This is a genomic window from Winogradskyella rapida (assembly GCF_042675845.1).
In the GTDB taxonomy this organism is placed as follows: domain Bacteria; phylum Bacteroidota; class Bacteroidia; order Flavobacteriales; family Flavobacteriaceae; genus Winogradskyella; species Winogradskyella rapida.
The window spans coordinates 1232347-1252413 of the sequence record NZ_JBHTKM010000063.1 but is presented as its reverse complement, the minus strand read 5'-3'; the positions used below and the strand labels follow the sequence as shown (position 1 = coordinate 1252413).

Annotated in this window: 13 protein-coding genes; 8 read left to right on the top strand and 5 right to left on the bottom strand. The window is 37.1% G+C overall.

Annotated features, from left to right (window positions below):
• Window positions 1–25 precede the first annotated feature (25 nt).
• A complete protein-coding gene (locus ACFQ13_RS12740; protein ID WP_386117914.1) occupies window positions 26–790 on the top strand; it encodes an SDR family NAD(P)-dependent oxidoreductase in 765 nt (254 codons plus the stop codon).
• 59 nt (window positions 791–849) lie between these two features.
• On the opposite strand, the gene ACFQ13_RS12735 is transcribed toward ACFQ13_RS12740, so the two are convergent.
• Complete coding sequence (locus tag ACFQ13_RS12735) at window positions 850–1866, bottom strand: LacI family DNA-binding transcriptional regulator (protein ID WP_386117912.1); 1017 nt, start codon at window positions 1864–1866, stop codon at window positions 850–852.
• A gap of 151 nt (window positions 1867–2017) precedes the next feature.
• On the opposite strand from ACFQ13_RS12735, the gene ACFQ13_RS12730 reads away from it, so the two are divergent.
• The 5 genes from ACFQ13_RS12730 to ACFQ13_RS12710 all read left to right on the top strand — a co-directional run bounded on the left by ACFQ13_RS12730 (window position 2018) and on the right by ACFQ13_RS12710 (window position 9327).
• Complete coding sequence (locus tag ACFQ13_RS12730; RefSeq protein WP_114307878.1) at window positions 2018–3064, top strand: sugar kinase; 1047 nt, start codon at window positions 2018–2020, stop codon at window positions 3062–3064.
• Window positions 3065–3067: 3 nt separating this feature from the next.
• Window positions 3068–3736: a bifunctional 4-hydroxy-2-oxoglutarate aldolase/2-dehydro-3-deoxy-phosphogluconate aldolase gene (locus tag ACFQ13_RS12725; RefSeq protein WP_114307877.1), complete on the top strand. Its 669-nt coding sequence runs from the start codon at window positions 3068–3070 to the stop codon at window positions 3734–3736.
• Window positions 3737–3745: 9 nt separating this feature from the next.
• Window positions 3746–4252, top strand: coding sequence for a LacI family DNA-binding transcriptional regulator (locus ACFQ13_RS12720; RefSeq protein ID WP_386117909.1), 507 nt, complete (start codon window positions 3746–3748; stop codon window positions 4250–4252).
• Window positions 4253–4674: 422 nt separating this feature from the next.
• Window positions 4675–7728 (top strand): SusC/RagA family TonB-linked outer membrane protein, encoded by a 3054-nt coding sequence (locus tag ACFQ13_RS12715; protein ID WP_386117908.1) that lies wholly within the window; start codon window positions 4675–4677, stop codon window positions 7726–7728.
• 42 nt (window positions 7729–7770) lie between these two features.
• Window positions 7771–9327: a RagB/SusD family nutrient uptake outer membrane protein gene (locus ACFQ13_RS12710; RefSeq protein WP_386117906.1), complete on the top strand. Its 1557-nt coding sequence runs from the start codon at window positions 7771–7773 to the stop codon at window positions 9325–9327.
• A gap of 254 nt (window positions 9328–9581) precedes the next feature.
• Here ACFQ13_RS12710 and ACFQ13_RS12705 read toward each other — a convergent pair whose 3' ends face one another.
• Window positions 9582–10649: a heparin lyase I family protein gene (locus tag ACFQ13_RS12705; RefSeq protein WP_386117891.1), complete on the bottom strand. Its 1068-nt coding sequence runs from the start codon at window positions 10647–10649 to the stop codon at window positions 9582–9584.
• Window positions 10650–11159: 510 nt separating this feature from the next.
• Between ACFQ13_RS12705 and ACFQ13_RS12700 the strand changes: the two genes are divergently transcribed.
• On the top strand, window positions 11160–12362 hold the full coding sequence (locus tag ACFQ13_RS12700; RefSeq protein WP_386117875.1) for a T9SS type A sorting domain-containing protein: 1203 nt from the start codon (window positions 11160–11162) through the stop codon (window positions 12360–12362).
• Window positions 12363–12731: 369 nt separating this feature from the next.
• Here ACFQ13_RS12700 and ACFQ13_RS12695 read toward each other — a convergent pair whose 3' ends face one another.
• Window positions 12732–15122, bottom strand: coding sequence for a polysaccharide lyase 6 family protein (locus ACFQ13_RS12695; RefSeq protein ID WP_386117873.1), 2391 nt, complete (start codon window positions 15120–15122; stop codon window positions 12732–12734).
• Between the two features lie 182 nt (window positions 15123–15304).
• Between ACFQ13_RS12695 and ACFQ13_RS12690 the strand changes: the two genes are divergently transcribed.
• Complete coding sequence (locus ACFQ13_RS12690; RefSeq protein ID WP_386119448.1) at window positions 15305–16138, top strand: DMT family transporter; 834 nt, start codon at window positions 15305–15307, stop codon at window positions 16136–16138.
• A gap of 10 nt (window positions 16139–16148) precedes the next feature.
• Here the strand turns inward: ACFQ13_RS12690 and metF are convergent, their stop codons facing one another.
• Window positions 16149–17102 (bottom strand): methylenetetrahydrofolate reductase [NAD(P)H], encoded by a 954-nt coding sequence (gene metF, locus ACFQ13_RS12685; protein ID WP_386117871.1) that lies wholly within the window; start codon window positions 17100–17102, stop codon window positions 16149–16151.
• 196 nt (window positions 17103–17298) lie between these two features.
• Window positions 17299–20067, bottom strand: coding sequence for a methionine synthase (gene metH, locus ACFQ13_RS12680; protein WP_386117869.1), 2769 nt, complete (start codon window positions 20065–20067; stop codon window positions 17299–17301).

The following is a 20067-nucleotide window of genomic DNA, read 5'->3' as shown; positions in this document are numbered from 1 at the left end:
AGTATAATTTAAGAATAATAACAAAATGAGCAAAAACAAAGGAAAAGTAGCAATCGTAACGGGTGCAACAGGTGGTATCGGTTTTGAAGTAGCAAAACGATTAGGAAAAGATGGTTATACTGTAGTTTTAAACGGTATTGAAGATGAAGCAGGTGCAGAAAAAGTAAAAGAACTTACAAGTGAAGGGATTACTGCTGAATACGTAGGATTTGACGTGACTAAAGAAGAAGAAGTAACTTCTAATATTACTAAAATTGGTGAGAAGTACGGAAGAATTGATGTCCTTGTTAACAACGCCGGTGGTTTAGGTGGTCGTTCTAGATTTGAAGAAATGACTACAGATTTCTACAGATTTGTAATGGCTTTAAACTTAGACTCTGTATTTTTTGCGTCAAGAGCAGCAATACCATTCCTTAAAAAAGGGGCACACCCATCAATCATCAACTATACGTCTAACGCAGGTTGGACTGCTGGTGGACCAGGTGCTGGTATTTACGGAACGTCTAAAGCAGGAGTACACGCAATTACTAGAGCTTTAGCTAAAGATTTAGCGGAATACGGAATTAGAGTTAACGCAGTATCTCCTGGTACTATTGATACGCCTTTCCATGCGCAAATTAAAGCAACGAAACCAGAAGTATTCGCTTCATGGGCAAATAACATTATGTTAGGACGATTAGGACAACCAGAAGATGTTGCTGGTGTTGTATCATTCTTAGCAAGTGAAGATGCGTCTTTCGTAACTGCTGAAACTATCCAAATTGGTGGTGGTCAAGCATTAGGTATCTAAGACGACCTAAAATTTATATTTAAAAAAAGCGTTACTGTAGATTCACAGTAACGCTTTTTTTATTGAGAAGAATCTCTTATAATCAGTTCAGCATCTAAAATAATTTTATTTAAAGTCTGTTTTAATTTGGGTTCCGCAACCCGTTTTAAAAAGGTTTCCGCGGCAATACGACCAATGTCTTTACTGTGTTGTTCTATACTAGAAATCGATGGGGTAACTAAAGATGTAAAAGGTTCGTTACCAAATCCTATTAAGCGGATGTCTTCAGGAACCTTAACCCCTTGTTCGTTTAAAACTTGAAGCGCTCCTAAAGCGGCATAGTCACTAGCCACATAAACCGCATCGGGTCTATTTTCTAGCTGAAGCAAATGGGTCATTTCACGTCGTCCGTCTTCCAATGTCAGTGAACTTTCAATAATAAGGCTATCATCAATAGGAAGGTTATTCTTTGTAATGGCATCAATATACCCCTTAATTCGGTTGTTGAAAATACGGGTTCGTCGGTACCCACCAATATGAGCAATGCGTTTACAGCCTTTAGAAATGAGGTGTTCTACAATAACATGACTGCTGTCGTAATCATTAATCCCCACATAATCCACATTCAAATCATTTTCACCACGGTCAAATAAAATCAAAGGAATACCGTTCGATTTTATTTTTTCGTAATACGAAAGATCAACCGTTTCATTCGCCATAGAAGCAATAATTCCATCAACCTGCGTATAGAGCAGCGTGTCTATATTTTTACATTCTTTTTTAAACGACTCGTTAGATTGGGTAATAATAATGTTATAACCGGCTTTATCTAATACGGCTTCCATTTGTTCAACCACGGAAGAAAAGAAGTTGCTATTGGTACGGGGCACAACGACGCCTACCAGATTACTTTTTCCACGTCTTAAGGCACTGGCCAAATGATTGGGTTGATAGTTGAGTTCTTTGGCCACACGCTTAACAGCGGCTTTGGTTTTTACACTAATCCTAGAATCATCGTGTAGCGCTTTTGAAACTGCTGCAGGTGAAATGTTTAGCGCATTGGCAATGTCTTTTATAGTTGTTCTTTTTTTATTCACCGAGTTTTTATATATTTGCTTAAACGATTAAGCAAAAGTAATGCTTTTACCAAGATAAATCAAAACCCTAACGTTTTGATTTATTTTTAAAAGTGATGGTTAAACGTTTAAGCAAAACAACAATTTATAACTAATAAAACGAATATTTAGAATGAAAAAAGTAGTCACTTTTGGAGAGATCATGCTAAGATTAGCGCCTCAACAATTTTTAAGATTTTCACAAGCATCAAGTTTTGATGTTGTTTACGGAGGAGGAGAATCTAACGTTGCAGTGTCTTTAGCAAATTATGGAGTTCCTGTAGATTTTATTACACGTTTACCTAAAAATGATATTGGGGAATGTGCTATGATGGAAATGCGTAAAAGAGGTGTTGGCGTAGACAAAATTGTTTACGGAGGTGACCGTTTAGGAATCTATTTCTTAGAAACAGGTGCTGTAAGTAGAGGATCTAAAGTAGTTTATGATAGAGCACATTCTGCAATTTCTGAAATTGAACCAGGAATGGTAGATTGGAAAGCGGCGTTTAAAGATGTGGCTTGGTTTCACTGGACAGGGATTACACCAGCTATTTCTCAAGGTGCTGCAGATGCCTGTTTAGAAGCCGTAAAAGTAGCTAGTGAAATGGGCGTAACGATTTCAACAGATTTAAACTATAGAGCTAAACTTTGGACGTACTGTGATGATGCTCACCGTGAAAAAGTGATGACGGAATTAACATCGTACTGTGATGTGGTTTTAGGTAATGAAGAGGATGCAGAAAAGCATTTCGGTATTCATCCAGAAGGCTTAGATGTTCATAAACATGGTCATGATGTAAAAGCGGAAGCCTTCTTATCAGTTTGTAAGCAAATGATGGAAAAATTCCCAAGAGCTAAGAAAGTTATTACAACCCTAAGAGGATCGATCTCTGCATCTCATAATACATGGGCAGGTGTTTTATATGACGGTTCTAAAATGTATGAAACACGTCAGTACCAAATTACAGATATCGTAGACCGTGTAGGTGGTGGAGATTCATTTATGGGTGGATTAATTTATGGATTATTAAAATATCCTGAAGATGACCAAAACGCGTTAGATTTTGCTGTTGCAGCATCTTGTTTAAAGCATACCATAAAAGGAGATGCTAACTTGGTAACCGTTTCTGAAGTAGAAAAATTAATGGGCGGAGATGCTTCTGGCCGTGTAGCACGATAAATTATGGCAAATTATACAAGAATTGAAGTTGCAAATGTTATGAAAGAGACCGGAATGGTTCCTCTATTTTATAACGATGATATTGAAATTAGTAAAAAAGTAATTAAAGCGACTTACGATGGTGGGGCGCGTTTACTTGAATTTACAGCACGTGGCGATTTCGCTCACGAGGTTTTTGGCGAATTAAACAAATGGGTTCTTAAAGAATTACCAGGGATGATTATGGGGGTTGGGTCTGTGACGGACGCGGCTTCAGCATCACGCTTTATGGCTTTGGGCGCCAACTTTATTGTAACGCCTGTATTAAGAGAGGATATTGCTATTGTTTGTAACCGTCGTAAAGTGGCTTGGTCTCCAGGATGTGGTTCTTTAACCGAAATCTGTAGAGCAGAAGAGCTCGGTTGTGAGGTTGTAAAATTATTCCCAGGTGGTATTTACGGTCCTGATTTTGTAAAGGCTATTCGTGGACCTCAACCTTGGACAAGCATTATGCCAACAGGTGGGGTTTCTCCAACAAAAGAAAACTTAGAAGGTTGGTTTAAAGCCGGTGTAACTTGTGTTGGAATGGGCTCTAAATTAATCGCTAAAGGTGCTGATGGTACTTACGATTTAGCAAAAATTGAATCGGATACTAAAAATGCCTTAGAGATTATTAAATCTTTACGCAGCTAAATACATTTAATGGTAACCATTAAGGAACTTTCAATACTATCAGGCTATTCCGTATCAACGGTGTCTAAAGCCTTAAATAATAGACTAGACGTTAGTAAAACAACGCGGCATGCTATACAAGCCATAGCCCAACAGTGTAACTACGTGCCCAATAATTATGCGGTAGCATTACGGGTGAAAAAATCACAATCTATTATCGCTGTTGTATTACCAGAGGTTACCAATACATCCTATAACCAAGCCCTTTGCTACGTGCAAAAATCGGCGGAGGATTTTGGTTATAGGATTTTATTATACCAATCGTTTTATTCGCAAGACAAAGAAATGGACTACATCAAAAGTTTAAATGATGGATCTACAGATGGTGTTATTGTCATGTCTAAATACGATAAGCAAATCTCAGATTACGGTTATAATTCCCTTCCTATCCAAGTTTTAAACTTAAAGGATAATTTGCCTTTAGACGAAATTAAAAGACGTTCAAAAAACAGTCTTTTAAAGTTAATTGCAAATTGATAAATCCTTATTTTTCTTCCCTTATTTTGTTAAAGTCTTTGTAGATGCTCTTCAAATTTACAATCTACTTTTTTTAAGCGTTTTTATTGAATATGTGGTAAAATCACATAGAAATTACTTACAAAAATATTCCGTGATCGCTCTAGATTCGGGCTGTTCAAGCGTTTTAGCTTATGTTTTACTTCTATTTTGTAAACTAACCATTTTGTTATTAGTGTGTTAGAGGTGTCTGTTAATTTTTAAAGATTCTTCAAGGATAATTAACGAAAACGTTTTAGTTAACAATTAATTAACTATATTTGGTAAACCAATCTGGTTAACCAGATTTTTAATACGATATTTTATTGTCTCTATAAGGTGTTTAACACACTCAATAATTTATCTGAAGTTTCATATTAAAACAACTATTAAAAACTAATTTTATGCAAAAACAACTCAAATTTATGAAAATGAAATGGGTTCCATTGGTGGTGTCCATTTTGTTTGGCTTGGTAGTAAATGCCCAGCAAACAGTAACAGGTACTGTTCTAAGTCAGCCTGATGGGCTTCCTTTGCCAGGAGCCAATATTTTAGTGAAAGGGACCACTACGGGAGCTACTACAGATATGGATGGTAATTATAGTATTGAGGTAGAAAATGGTTCTGCAGTTTTAGTATTTAGCTATGTTGGGTTTACACCTCAAAATGTAACGGTAGGTAACCAAACGGTAATTAACGTCACTTTAATAGAAGATTCTAGTCAATTAAGTGAAATAGTTGTGGTTGGTTATGGTACACGTAAAAAGAGTGATATTACTGGAGCGGTGTCTTCTGTTAAATCTGAAGAACTTAACGCCTTTCCTGTGTTAGAAGCAACACAAGCCTTACAAGGACGTGCTGCTGGTGTTGTAGTACAATCTAATAATGGTGGCGAACCTGGAGCTCCAATCAATATAAAAATTAGAGGAAACACTTCTATTAACGCGAGTAGTGCTCCGCTTATCGTAGTTGATGGGTTTGTGGGCGCAACAATGCCTCAGTCTAGTGATATTGAATCTTTAGAAGTTTTAAAAGATGCTTCGGCAACAGCAATCTATGGATCTAGAGGTTCTAATGGGGTGGTTTTAGTAACTACTAAAAAAGGACGTAGCGGAAAACTGACTATTGAACTTAACTCTACATATGCCGTTCAAAGTACGTCTAATGAAATAGATTTATTAAATGCCGATGAGTTTGCTGATTATCAAAACCAAATTAGAGCAAATAATGGGGTAACAACGCCATACGTACAAGGGTCTGCAAATACAGATTGGCAAGACTTAATTTACAAATCAGGAAGTACTGCTAACCATCAAGTTTCTTTCTCTGGAGGATCTGATAAAATTAATTTTTATGCTTCAGGAAACTACTTTAAGCAAGATGGGGTCTTAATTAATTCTGATTTTGAGCGTTTAACCTTTCTGTCTAATATTGATGCGCAAGCTACAGACAAGTTAAAGTTAGGATTAAACCTTTTTGGAAGTCGCGGAACTAAAAATGGAGCGGCAACGCAATCTAATGGTTCTGTTTCTGCGGGTGGTGATGATGTTATTACCTTAGCAATGCGTTATGCACCAGACCAACCGGTTTATAACGATGATGGAACTTATAACTACGGTAATACCGTTGGAGATCCTGTAGATAATCCTTACGCGGTGGCTAAAGAACGTATTGATGAAACTAAGACAGATAATTTTAGAGTGAATTTCTACGCAAATTACGATATCTTAGAAGGACTGTCTTTTAAAACAACGTACGGATTTAGTACAGAAAATGCGACACGAGGAATTTATTTACCTTCAGTTTTAAGACAAACGGCTGGTGCTGAAAGCGGAAGAGCTTCTGTAGAGCACGATAAAGAAACGACGATGTTAAGTGAGAATTACTTAACCTATAACAGAGAAATAGGAAAAGGGAACTTAACGTTATTAGCAGGGTACTCATACCAAAAAACAGTGTCAGAGAACTTTTATTCAGAAGCTACCGGATTTATCTCAGATAGTTTCTCTTTCTACGGTTTAGGTTCTGCAACCAACATCTTACAACCAGATTCTTCAATTTCTGAAGTTGAAATTCAGTCGCAATTTGGTAGAATTAACTACGATTATGACGATAAGTACTTATTAACGGCTACCGTGAGAAGAGATGGTGCTTCTAATTTCGCAGCAAATGAAAAGTACGCTATTTTCCCTTCTGCCGCTTTAGGTTGGAAAGTTTCTAGTGAAGATTTCTTAAAAGAAAGTGAGTCTATTTCAAACTTAAAATTAAGATTAAGTTACGGTGTAACAGGGAATCCATCTATCGGGGCTTACGAGTCTTTAGCAAGGTTTGAAACCTTATACGCTTCTAGTAACGGTTCTACAGTAAGTGCTATTACACCAGAACAAGCAGCTAACCCAAACTTAAAATGGGAGTCGTCTTACCAAACGAACCTTGGTGTAGATTTAGGATTGTTTAATAACAAGGTGACACTATCTTTAGATTACTACGATATAGATACTAAAGACCTTATTTTAACCAACAATACCATCACCGAATACTTAGGGTATACAGGAGATGATATCTTAGCTAATATTGGAGAAATTAACAATAGCGGTTTCGAAATTAATTTAAACACCAGAAACATTACAAACGAAGATTTTAGCTGGACCACAGATTTTAACATCTCGTTCAATAAAAATGAAGTGGTGAACTTGGCTAACAATGCCGATTTATATTTTGATGCGACACCAAGTTACTTCAGTCATGATAGAAGTTATGTTTTAAGAGTTGGTGAAGAAGTAGGTCTTTTCTGGGGTTATGATTACACTGGTGTTTACCAAGGTGGAGCATTACCTTCAGGATCAGCAACCTTACCAGGCGGTGTTGCCGGAGATCCATTATTTGCAGATTTAGATGGTAGTGGAGATATTACTGAAGCCGATAGAGGAATTATTGGAAACCCTAACCCTGATTATACCTTCGGATTTACCAATAACTTCAGCTATAAGAATTTCGATTTAAATATCTTTTTCCAAGGTTCTCAAGGTGGTGATATTTTTAACTTAACCAATTCACAGTTATATAACGGTGATGCGAACACCACAAGAGATAATTACTACAATGCATGGACGCCGACAAATACCGATACCAATACACCACGTGTAGGAAACAACAGTAACAGAGAAGTGTCTTCACGTTTTGTAGAGGATGGAAGTTATATCCGTTTAAAAAACATTGCTATTGGTTACAACTTCCCACAAGATCTTATTGAAGATTTAGGGATAGACCGATTAAGATTGAGCTTAAGTGCACAGAACTTATTGACCTTTACAGATTATTCTGGTTTAGATCCTGAAGTCAACTATTACGGTTCAAATGGTAACAACAACACTTCAGCAAACACGGCTCAAGGTTTCGATTTCGGAAACTACCCAACAGTGAAGTCGGTGAGCTTTAGTCTTAATGTGAAATTTTAGGACCACGTAGAGAAGATATATTTTTAATAAAAAAGAAAAGAAATGAAAACATATAAAATAATATTGTTATTGATAGGAGTATCAATAATGGGATGTTCAGATTTAGAAGAAGAACCGGTTGGTTTATTAGCGCCTGATGGATTTTTTCAGACTACCGCAGATATTCAAACCGCTGTAGATGGCGCTTTAACGCACGCAATTAACGAAAAGTTTTGGGGAAGAAAACTCTCTATCGCTCTAATGTTGCGTTCAGATATGGTGAGTTTAGCCTCTAACGAAACACGTAGAGTAGAAATGGAGGAGTTTACCACCTTAGCAAGTAACGGGATGATTAGTGAATTTTGGCCAAAAACATATCAAGGTATTGCGGCGGCTAACCAAGCTATTGCCGGAGCAGCAGATGTTAATGTAGATCCAGAAATTAAGAATCCTGTGACTGCACAGGCGTATTTTACTAGAGCTTTTTACTATTTTCATTTGGTAAGATTATTTGGTGATGTGCCTTATATAGACGCTCCAATTACCGATGTAGATGCCGCAACGTCACTGAGCAGAATGCCTGCTTCAGAAGTTTATACTAAAATTATAGCCGATTTAGAGTTCGCTAAAGAGTGGTTGCCAAATACGGTTGCTTCAAGAGCAATTCCGTCTAAAGCGGCAGCAAGTTCTTATTTAGCTTTAGTGTATTTAACTATGGAACAATGGCAAAATGCTTATGATGAAGCGACTGAGGTGATTAATAACGCCGGGACTTACAATTTAGCTTTAGATTCAAACTTTCAAAACTTATTTAATGCGGAAGTGATTGATGGGTCGTTAGAGCCAATCTTTGCTTTAGATTACAACAATTTTGAAGCTGATGATAATGCTTATGATCAAATTGCTCCGATGACAGGAATTAGAGGTGATGTCAGAAACTCTGGAGGCGGCTGGTCTGTTGCAGTACCTACCTTAGACGTATACACCACTTGGGATGAAGATGATTACAGAAGAGCGGTAAGCTTAGATGATGTTGCTAAATTTGATGATGATAATGATGAAAACACACCGGCTGTAGCCTATCCATATACACAGTTTGATATCAGTGGTCATGAGTTTGCTAAGAATGTACCATACATTGCAAAGTATACGCGTTTCCCAGAACCTTTTGCTCGTGCAAATGCGAGAGCCACAAGTCATAATTATTCAATGATTCGTTATGCTGAGGTTTTATTAATTGCTGCTGAAGCGGCTGTAGAATTAGGTAACAATGCAGCGGCCTTAAATTATATTAATCAAGTTCGTGCAAGAGCAAGAATGGGTGGTCAAACCATGACCGGGGCTAGTGTTGAAATCACTGTGCCACCAAGTGCTGTTCCTGCGGATCTTACCGGTACGGTTACTGTAGAGGATGTTTTAGAAGAGCGTCGTTTAGAGTTGGCTTTTGAAGGGAAAAGATGGTACGATATTGCAAGAAGAAAAATTGGTAATACAGTCTTTGGAAGTACAGGGTTAGAAGGTTCAAAACCTAACTTTTCTGATACCGATTATATTTTACCAATTCCTGAGGATGAATTAGAGCGTAACCCTAATTTGTTACCACAGAATCCAGGATACTAAGAGCTTACTAGAGGGTGAAAAGGAATCCCTTTTCGTCTTAAATCTTTGGGTTTGCATCGGTCATGTAATGTAAACCCTCAGATTAAGATCTTAGCAAGGCGGTTTTCAAAAAGTAGAAGGAAACCTCTTAAATAGAACATAAAAACAGATCCTAACTTTAGCCATAATGTGGTTTAAGTTAGGATCTGTTGGTTTTTTAGGGATAGGTTTATAACGCTAAGAAAAACTTGCTTTAAACTTGTTTTTGTTTAAGCTTATTTGACCATGCATTTTAAAACTTTTACGGGACGTTGTGCTTTTAAAAAGGTAATATAATAGAGCCCTGAACTTAGTCCTGCAACGTTTAATTTGTATTTTTTAAGACGGTTCTTAATCGGGATTGTCTCCCCCTTAGCATTGAATAACAACACGCTGTCATAATCATCAGCCCTGGCGTTTTTAAAGGTAACCGTATTTTTTGAAGGGTTAGGGACTAAGGTGATCTCCGCAGCCAAAGCTTCAAAATCTGAAACCGATAAAGGCCCTAATTCTTCTATGCTGAATTGGGCATAGCGGAGCATTTCATCCTTTAGGTCTTGGCTGTTATTAAGACTTCTGTAAATACCCCATTTCGGACGTGCAAAAGAAGCCCCATTTTGCCAAGTATCCATAGTCGCATTCGTGTAAGACATTATAGTACTGTTATCGGCGAGGTTTTGAAGGCTAATCGCATAACTGCCTTCATCGGCAAAAGTGATGGTTTCTGTAACTTCTATCCATTGGCCACGTAGCAAGTTGAGATCTGCTGTTTGTATGGTGTTTTGTGAATTGGTTGGCGTATAGCGCAATTCTATGCGGTCTGGATTTCCTTTCCGAAGTGTTAAGGTAATCATAGGAATAGAGGCGTAAGGGCCATCAACGGATTTAATTTGATGGATGTGCGTAAAACTTGATGACACCTGAAAATTAACAGGCAATTTAAATTTCCATTTGTATTGTACGGTTTCGCCCTCGGTTGCTTTTAAATGGTCTGGAGAAGATGCATAGGTTTTTATCTCTATACGTTGTCTATCGAAATTTATACAACGATCATTATCGGGTGTTTTATGGGCTATAAAACGAAAAACATGTGTGTCGAGGTCGGCATCAAAGACTTCATCAATATGACGACCAAATTCAGGGTGACTGCAGTCAGGGACTTCAACGGCATTATAACCTGGAGCTAGGACGGCATTAATATCTTCATAAGTATTCCCCGATCCGTTGGCATTTAAAACGGTTTGTGATGGACTCCAAGAGATCGCAAAACAAACCATGCTCAGAGTTAGTAAAGGTGTTTTCATAACGCTTAAATTAATTGGTTAACCAATTTTGTTGGATTAAAGATACTACTAAATTTTCTCATTTTATAACCACAGGGATCCGATTTGAAGAAATCAAGAGCTGTAATGAGTTTTATAAAAAAGGAATCAGGTTTATGGGTTTTAGGCTTCAAAAGAGTATAAATAAAAGCTATAGCTCTATGTCGATTATAATGCTAAGATAGCTACTGAAGACTTATGGTTATTGGTGTTTTTAAGGCTTAAAATTGTTTAGCGATGTTGTTAGTGTGTTCTGACCTTTAAAAGTAGAGGTTGAAGGTTGAAATCTGATAATTGTCATTTTTTTATACCAAAAATTAACAATTGTGTAATATTTTAATTATTTTTTAATTAATATGGTTTTTCCTAATAATTTTAACTATATTTGGTAAACCAGATTGGTAAACCAATTTTTAATTCAGGCTTTTATCTCTATATCAACACTTTAAGACTGTTAAAAAACCAATATAGTAACTTTTAAAAACAACAATCATGAAACAACCTTTACTCTTCGCTTTACTTTTAGTAACAGCAATGGGCTTCGCCCAAACATTTAGTAATATTCCTACGGGAACAGGATATTACATTAACAAATTAATTGTGAGTCCTAATGGATCTGACTTAACAAAAGAGCTTATTGAAGTTAGAGGACCAGCTAATCAAGTGATCCCTGATGATCTTTGGTTACTTGTTATTGACGGTGATGGTAATGCGAGTAACTACGGGAAGGTGACTCAAGAAATCCAATTAGGTGATGGCACAAGAACTTTTGGTGCCAATGGTATTTTTGCTATCGTTTGTAATTATACGGATGAAAACACCAATGAAGTAACGATGAATCCTTATTCAGCTTTAATGGATCCTGATGCTACTGTGCTTACTATAGAGTTAACAGGAAACAATGTTTCGGGAGGTAGCTCTAGTAATGTGTCTTCACAAACCCCAGATATTGGGTATAATGGTAATTTTGCCGATGCTTCGGGTTCTTATATGTTAATTAGAGGAACGGATCCTGATGGTGTTGCTGTAGATGGCCCAGAAAGTGGAGAAGGTTTAGCTTTTGATGGAAATATTGATGCAACAGGAGATCATACCTCTTGGATTTTATACGATTCTGTAGCCTATTTAGATGATGATGTTGAGAATGGACTCCCAGAGCGAGGGTATGCACAGGTGGTTTTTGCACAAGATATGGCCGTTAATGGTGCTGATCAAACGGCAACTTCAGGAGCAACAGTTATAGATTTTCCAGGGTCTGACCCACATATTATTATGAGACAAGGGACAAATACAGGATATACCACTAGCGATTGGGCTATTGGAGATACAAGTGGTAGTGCTCCAGATTGGGAACTTGATGATGAAGATGCACTTCCTGCAGCCTTTTTAGGATGGGCTGGTATTAATACGGTTTACGGGGCTTTAAACCCAACCGCTGAAACCTTATCAACAGAACAATTCAACCTTAATACATTAAGCGTATACCCTAATCCTGCGGATAATCATATTACAATTAGAGGTACAGATCAGACGATTGATTCTGTAGAGATCTTTAGCATCTTAGGAAAACGTGTTTTAAAAACAACAAGTTTAATGAATGACGCCGTTGATGTGTCAGAATTGACCTCTGGGGTTTACTTATTAAAAATAAATTCTGGAGTAAATTCAGTAACGAAAAGAATAATTATAGAGTAGTGATTTTTAATTATTAAAAAGTGAAGAGGGCAACTTAATTTAAGTTGCCTTTTTCTATGCTATAAAATCAAAGGAGGGCCTAAGGTTTATTGGAGCTAGTGTTTGGCTTCACACATTAAGGCAGTGAGAATGATCAAGGGATGGGTTCCTTTGTTATAGTTCAAAGTTGTATAAAAGTCCATTTTTTCTAAAATTTAAGAGCATAAATTCTTGTTTTCTGTTTGGGAAAAACGACCTTTCAACCATCAACCATCAACCATCAACCATCAACCATCAACCATCAGCCATCAACCATCAACCATATAGCGCATAAAAAAAGCTAAACACAAGGACTTGCGTTTAGCTTTTTTAACCAGTGGTCTGCGGCGCTTAATTAGGGTTTAGGCCAATTAAAGCCGTATCATTATTGGCTTTTAATAATGGTGATTTTTTACTTGGAATATAGTTGTTGCTGTCTTCCCATTTCGGATTTTTAAAGATCAAATTAACTTCTTTGGCTCCTTTACTCGTTTTAGGATAGCCATTGTCATCAAATAAACAATTGGTAATAACATTGTTTGTCCCTTTTAGGTTGACAGGGTTTTGAGATTTATAACTATTTATAAATACTGAGTTCTTTATAAGCACCTCGTGAATACCATTGCTAATCACAGATCGTCCTTTTTCTTCATTGGCCACTTTATCAAAAATACTATTGGTAATCTGTAGTTTTCCGCCCTCAATACTTGGATCGGGGATGCTTCGAATGTAATTTATAGCAAACTCCTCAATATTTTTAAAGATACAATTATCAATTTGTAGTTCTAGAGCGTTATATTTTCCAAAATTGTCTTTATCATAGGAGAGGTTTAAGCCTCTGTAACTGTCTTTAAACGTGCTATTCTTAAATGATAATGAACTTGCTAAAGTCCCTTCGTAAGCCTTAAAAATGCTACCTCCATTTTGTGTGGTAAAGTTTTGAAATGTACAGTTTTCAACATTTAAGGCATAGGTAATAGATTCCATCTTATTTGGCGATACAATAGCGTATTTAGGCGGACTGTTATGCGCGGCATCAAAAATGATGTGCTTTAACGTTAACGCACCACCTTCATTAATTCGAATAAAATAAGAGAAGGGTTTCTCTATACCATCTTGCATTTTAAATAGGGTTTGACCCGTAGTAGAACCAACAACGGTAATAGATTTGCTAACTTTAAGGCTTTTTGTAAATTCATAAACCCCTTCCTTTAAAGTAATAACATCACCATCTTTAGCTTTGCTAAAAACTTTAGAGAGTGTCCCAATACCGGGCTCAATAATAAGGTCTTCGGCCTTGGTTACCGGAGCAACAATATGAGGTTTCCATCCAGGACCGGTGCGGGCAATCAAAGCTCTAGGAACTTTGGTGTTATTAAGGTTAAAAGCACCAGCAACATAAGGGCTTCTCTCGGTGTTTGTGATATCTTGAGTTGGACTTTTAGATGTCGAGGTTACGCTTTTAAGAACAGGATTGTTCTCTGTAGGCATTGGTAAAGATTTTAACAGCGTCCAATCAATAGTGGTTTTCGTAAAATAATTAGCGTTTACCACGGCTTCACTATCTACAATGTTTCCAGAAAAAGTGATGCCATCAACACGATCTGAGATCTCTAAAATTTTACCTCCTGTGGTATTGGTAATTACGTTGTTGGCAAATACGGTTTGCATAGGGGGTAGGCTTAACTCGTCATTCTTACCAGCGCCAAAAGTCATAGGTCCACAATTAATAATCGTGTTATTCTGAATGTCTACATGTTTCACTTGGTGGTACCTGTTTAATGGCGAATTAGGAACCCCATTCATAAGAACAATAGGACCTCTGTAATCATTTCCGGCCAATCCAATCAGCAAGTTATTTCTTATAATATGCCCTTCATTAATGACTCTAATTCCACCCGTTTGTGGAACATTATTACCAAGAAAAACATTGTTTTCAACTAAGGCATTATTTCCGTGTCTTAAAGTAAGCGTCCCTTTGCTCTCAATAAAAAGGTTGTTTCTATAGATGTTATCTCCAGATTTATTAGAGATAATTTCAATTTCCCCATTACAAGATTTAAAGGTGTTGCTTTCTACAATAGTTTTTGAAGATTTCATAGAATTTTGGCTCGTTCCAATTCTTATGGTTTCTCCGCCATTTTCACCTAAATCCGGACGGAAGCCAAAATAATTATGATCGATTTGGTGGTTGTTTTCAATATGTGCTTCACCTTTAAGCCATACCACTAAGGTTGTTCCAGCAGAACTTTTGCCTGTAAAATTATTATGATCTACACGGTTGTTCTTTCCCCATAAATCGACCCAATGATTTTTTATATTATCATCAGCAACATCAAAATAGGAAATTGTAGAATTGGTTAATCGGCAATGGTTAGCAAAATCTTTAGAGTTTTTTCGGAATTGCACCACGTGTTTTTTAGTAGAATGTCCATCTTTAAACCAAAGGCCGCTAACAATAACATAGCTCCCATAGATGCTTAAACTAGAATCGCCAGTAAGTATAACTTCTCCTGCTGTTTCTGCTTTAATAATAATAGGATTTTCTTTGGTCCCCTCACCATGGGCTAAAAGGTCAGTATCTTTCCATTCGCCATTTTTTAGAATTATAGTTCCGCCGTTTTTTACCTGAGTTAGGGCTTGGTTATATTCGTCTATATTAGAAACCTTAATGTCTTGCGCTGGTAGAGAGTGTAGCAACAAAAAAGCACTAATAAAGCAAAGTAATTGTGTTGTTTTCATATGTTAAAATAGTTCGTTGTTTGTGTTATATAAAAATAAGCAAAAACGGTTCTATTATTAAATTTTAAGCCTAAAAATCAAGCTTAATTAGGGGCTTTTTATCTTATGTTTTAGTGATTTATTATGTAAATTGCTGCCAACGAAAAAAGCAACTTCAATTTTTTTATTTTAATTCCCAATACATTCTGAAAAAGGCAATTCAATATATGGTGATCAGTGCTTTAGCATTTACATTTTTAAATGTGTTTGTAAAGACCTTATCAAATTTTAGTGTTTATCAAATTGTGTTTTTTAGATCTATAGGCTCCTTGTTTTTTACGTTTCCATTTCTCATAAAAAATAAGATTTCATTCCTTGGGAATAAGAAAGGATTACTGATTTTACGAAGTGTATTTGGTGTAACCTCAATGACCTTATTTTTCTTGTCTATTCGGTATATTGCGATGGGTACGGCAGTCTCAATTCGTTATATCGCCCCTATTTTTGCCGCTTTCTTTGCCCTATTTTTTCTAAAGGAAAAAGTCCGATTTATACAATGGGTATTTTTTGCCATTGCCTTTTTAGGGGTAGTAATTCTGAAAGGGTTTGATAATAATATGCAGGTAGAAGGGATTATCTATGCCTTAGTGTCGGCATTGTTTTCGGGCTTAATTTTTATTATCATCAGAAAAATAGGAAACCAAGACCATCCGGTGGTTGTGGTTAATTACTTTATGATTATATCGGCTGTAATAGGCGGACTTTTGGCTGTCAGTAGTTGGAAAAACCCCGTAGGTCTCGAATGGTTAATTTTAATGAGTCTTGGTGTTTTTGGCTATTTTGCACAGCTCTACATGACTAAAGCCATGCAGGTTGGCGAAACCAACCAAGTGGCACCACTAAAATATCTCGAAGTCATCTTTACTATGATTATCGGGCTAATTTGGTTTGGTGAAACCTATACCATTTGGAGTTTAATAGGGATTTTATTAATCGTATTAGGTCTCACCTTAAATGTGGTTACCAAAAGAAAATAACCTTAAGAACTTAAAATAATTGGGAGGCAATGGCCTTTACGTTGTCACTTTTTCCCATAGAATAATAATGTAATACAGGGACTCCTGCTTGTTGTAATTCTTTAGATTGTTGTATGGCCCATTCCACTCCAACTTGTCTAACGGCTTTATTATCCTTACAGCCTTCAACCGCTTCAATTAGGGTTTCAGGTAAATCAATTTTAAAAACCTGTGGCAATAACTGTAAATGACGTTTTACAGCAAGGGGTTTAATTCCCGGAATAATAGGCACATTAATACCTTCTGCCTTGGCAGCCTCTACAAATTGGAAATATTTTTGGTTATCAAAAAACATTTGAGTCACTACATAATCAGCACCGGCATCTACCTTTTGTTTAAGACGCTTAAGGTCTGTTTTTAAAGAAGGCGCTTCCAAATGCTTTTCTGGGTAGCCCGCTACACCGATACAGAAATCGGCTTTATCATGCCCTTCAGCAACATCGTGTAAATACTGCCCTTTGTTTAAATTTTGAATTTGTTCTACCAAGCCTTTTGCAAATTGATGTCCGCCATCACAAGCTTCAAAATACTGCTGATGTTTCATAGCGTCCCCACGTAAAGCCATCACATTGTTAATGCCTAAATAATGGCAATCTACAAGTAGATATTCGGTTTCTTCCTTTGTAAATCCACCACATAGCACATGCGGTACAGTGTCTACATCGTATTTGTGTTTTATTGCGGCACAGATTCCCACCGTTCCTGGGCGCATCCGTGTAATTTTTCGATCTAAAAGCCCGTCTTTTTCAATATACAGGTACTCCTCTCTAGATGTGGTTACATCAATAAAAGGAGGGTTAAATTCCATTAAAGGGTCGATATTATTATAAAGTTGCTGAATACTATTTCCTTTTTTAGGTGGAATAATTTCGAAGGAAAATAATGTTTTTCCATTAGCCTTGTTGATGTGGTCTGTTACTTTCATAGTATGGCCCACGAAAGTGGGGATCTCTTTAATGTTTACTCTTATTTTTTATCGGCGTTACTTACAAGGTTTTAAAATCTTGCTGGAACACAATGTTGTAAAAGTCCTGCTAGGTCTCTAAAATCTTGCAGGAACACAATGACGTGAAAGACCTGCTAGGTTTTTAAAACCTGCTAGGTCTGAGATTACGGTTTAGTTAATCTGCAATATTTGGGCTTAGCCATTTGGTTGCTTCTTCATTAGAAATTTTTCTACGTTGGCTGTAATCTTCTATTTGGTCTTCTTTAATTTTTCCTAAGCCAAAATATTTAGCTTCAGGATTTCCAAAATAATAACCGCTTACACTAGCTGCTGGCCACATGGCTAAACTCTCGGTAAGCTTAACCCCAATGTTTTCTTCAACCTTTAAAATGTCCCAAATAGTTGTTTTTTCTAAATGGTCTGGGCAAGCCGGATAACCTGGTGCAGGACGAATCCCTTTATAACTTTCTTTGATTAACTCGTCGTTAGATAAGTCTTCATTCTTGGCATAACCCCAATGTTTTATTCTTACTTCTTTATGTAAATACTCGGCAAAGGCTTCGGCCAAACGATCGGCTAAAGCTTTAATCATAATGGAATTGTAATCGTCGTGTTCAGCTTCAAATTGCGCTGCTAATTCAGCCGTTCCAAACCCGGTGGTCACACAAAAACAACCCATATAATCTTGAATATTGCTGGCGTTTGGCGCAATAAAATCAGCTAAAGCAATGTTAGGTTTACCTTCAGATTTTTTGGATTGCTGACGAAGGGTTAAGAAATTGTATTTGTCTGGTCGAGCGCAGTCGAGACCTTCTTTAGCAGATGTTGAATTTGAAACCTCTCGACTGCCCTCGAGGTGACCTTCTTCAATAAAAATCTCAATATCATCATCATTTACCGTATTGGCTTCAAACAATCCGAAAATAGCTTTTGCTTTAAGGAGTTTTTCATCGAAAATACGTTTCAATAACACCTGCGCATCGGCAAATAAGTCGGTGGCTTGTTCGCCAACCACATTATCCGTTAAAATGGCTGGATATTTGCCATGTAAATCCCAACTTCTAAAAAATGGCGACCAATCAATAAACGCTTCAAGTTTTGTGATGTCGAAATCTTCTATAATTTGAATCCCTAATTCTTTAGGTTTTACAATTTCAGAAGTATTCCAATTGATTTTGAATTTATTTTTCCGCGCCTCAGCAAGGGTTAAATAGTCCTTTTTCTTGGTGCGTTTTAAGAATTGCTCACGGAAGGCATCATACTCTTCTCGTATCTGATTTTTATAAATTTTACTGTCGTTCTGAAGCAGGTTTCCAACAACGGTCACCGCTCTTGAAGCATCATTAATATGAACCACCGTATTGTTATAATGCGGGGCAATTTTTACAGCCGAATGCGCTCTAGAGGTTGTGGCACCACCAATAATTAAGGGGATGTCTACCTTTTCTTTTTCAAGCGATTTAGACACATAAACCATTTCATCAAGTGATGGAGTAATTAAACCACTCAGCCCAATGATATCAACCTTTTCTTTAATGGCGGTTTCAATGATTTTTTCTGGTGGCACCATTACACCAAGGTCAATGATTTCGTAATTATTACAACCTAAAACGACGCTCACAATATTTTTTCCAATATCATGAACATCACCTTTAACGGTTGCCATTAATATTTTTCCAGCGAACTCCTGCTTTCCATCCTTTTCAGCTTCAATAAAAGGTTGCAAATAAGCCACGGCTTTTTTCATAACACGTGCCGATTTTACCACTTGCGGCAGGAACATTTTACCACTTCCAAATAAATCGCCAACCACATTCATTCCAATCATTAAATGCCCTTCGATGACTTCAATAGGTTTGGTAGAAGCTAAGCGGGCTTCTTCTACATCTTCAATAATAAAAGCATCAATTCCTTTGACTAAGGCGTGTGTAATACGATCTTGAAGCGGATCATTTCGCCATTCCTGTACTTTGTTGTCTTGTTCTTTTTTCTGTCCTTTTACAGAATCGGCAAAATCTAATAAACGCTCTGTAGCATCATCGCGTCTATCAAAGAGCACATCTTCTACACGTTCTAATAAATCTTTATCAATTTCGTCATAAACCTCAAGCATGGTAGGGTTAACAATCCCTAAGTTCATGCCGTTTTTAATGGCGTGATATAAAAATGCGGAATGCATGGCTTCACGCACCACATTATTTCCTCTAAACGAAAACGACACATTACTTACTCCTCCAGAAACGTTGGCGTGTGGTAAGTTTTCGCGAATCCATTTGGTAGCTTCAAAAAAGTCAATGGCATTTCTGCGATGCTCATCCATACCGGTAGCCACTGGGAAAATATTAGGGTCAAAAATGATATCTTGGGCCGGAAATTTTAGTTCGTTAACTAGGATGTGATACGAGCGTTTGCAGATTTCAATACGTCGTTTATAGGTGTCGGCTTGGCCGTCTTCATCAAAAGCCATGACCACAACAGCAGCGCCATAACGTTTTATCAATTTAGCATGATGCTTAAATTGCGCTTCACCTTCTTTTAAACTGATGGAGTTAACGACACATTTTCCTTGTGCCACCTGTAAGCCCGCTTCTATAATTTCCCATTTAGAGCTATCTATCATAATAGGAATTCTAGAAATATCGGGTTCTGAAGCGATCAGATTTAGAAAGGTGGTCATGGCATAAACACCATCTAACATCCCTTCGTCCATGTTCACATCTAAAATTTGCGCACCACCATCGACTTGGTCTCTTGCCACTTCTAAAGCTTCATCGTATTTTTCTTCTTTTATAAGTCGAAGAAATTTACGTGAGCCTGTGACATTGGTGCGTTCACCGACGTTGATGAAGTTGCTATCTGGTGTTACAACGAGCGGTTCTAGTCCAGAAAGCGTTAAGTACTTTTGGTTTTTAGGGGGTTGTTGATAGTTGCTAGATGCACTCAT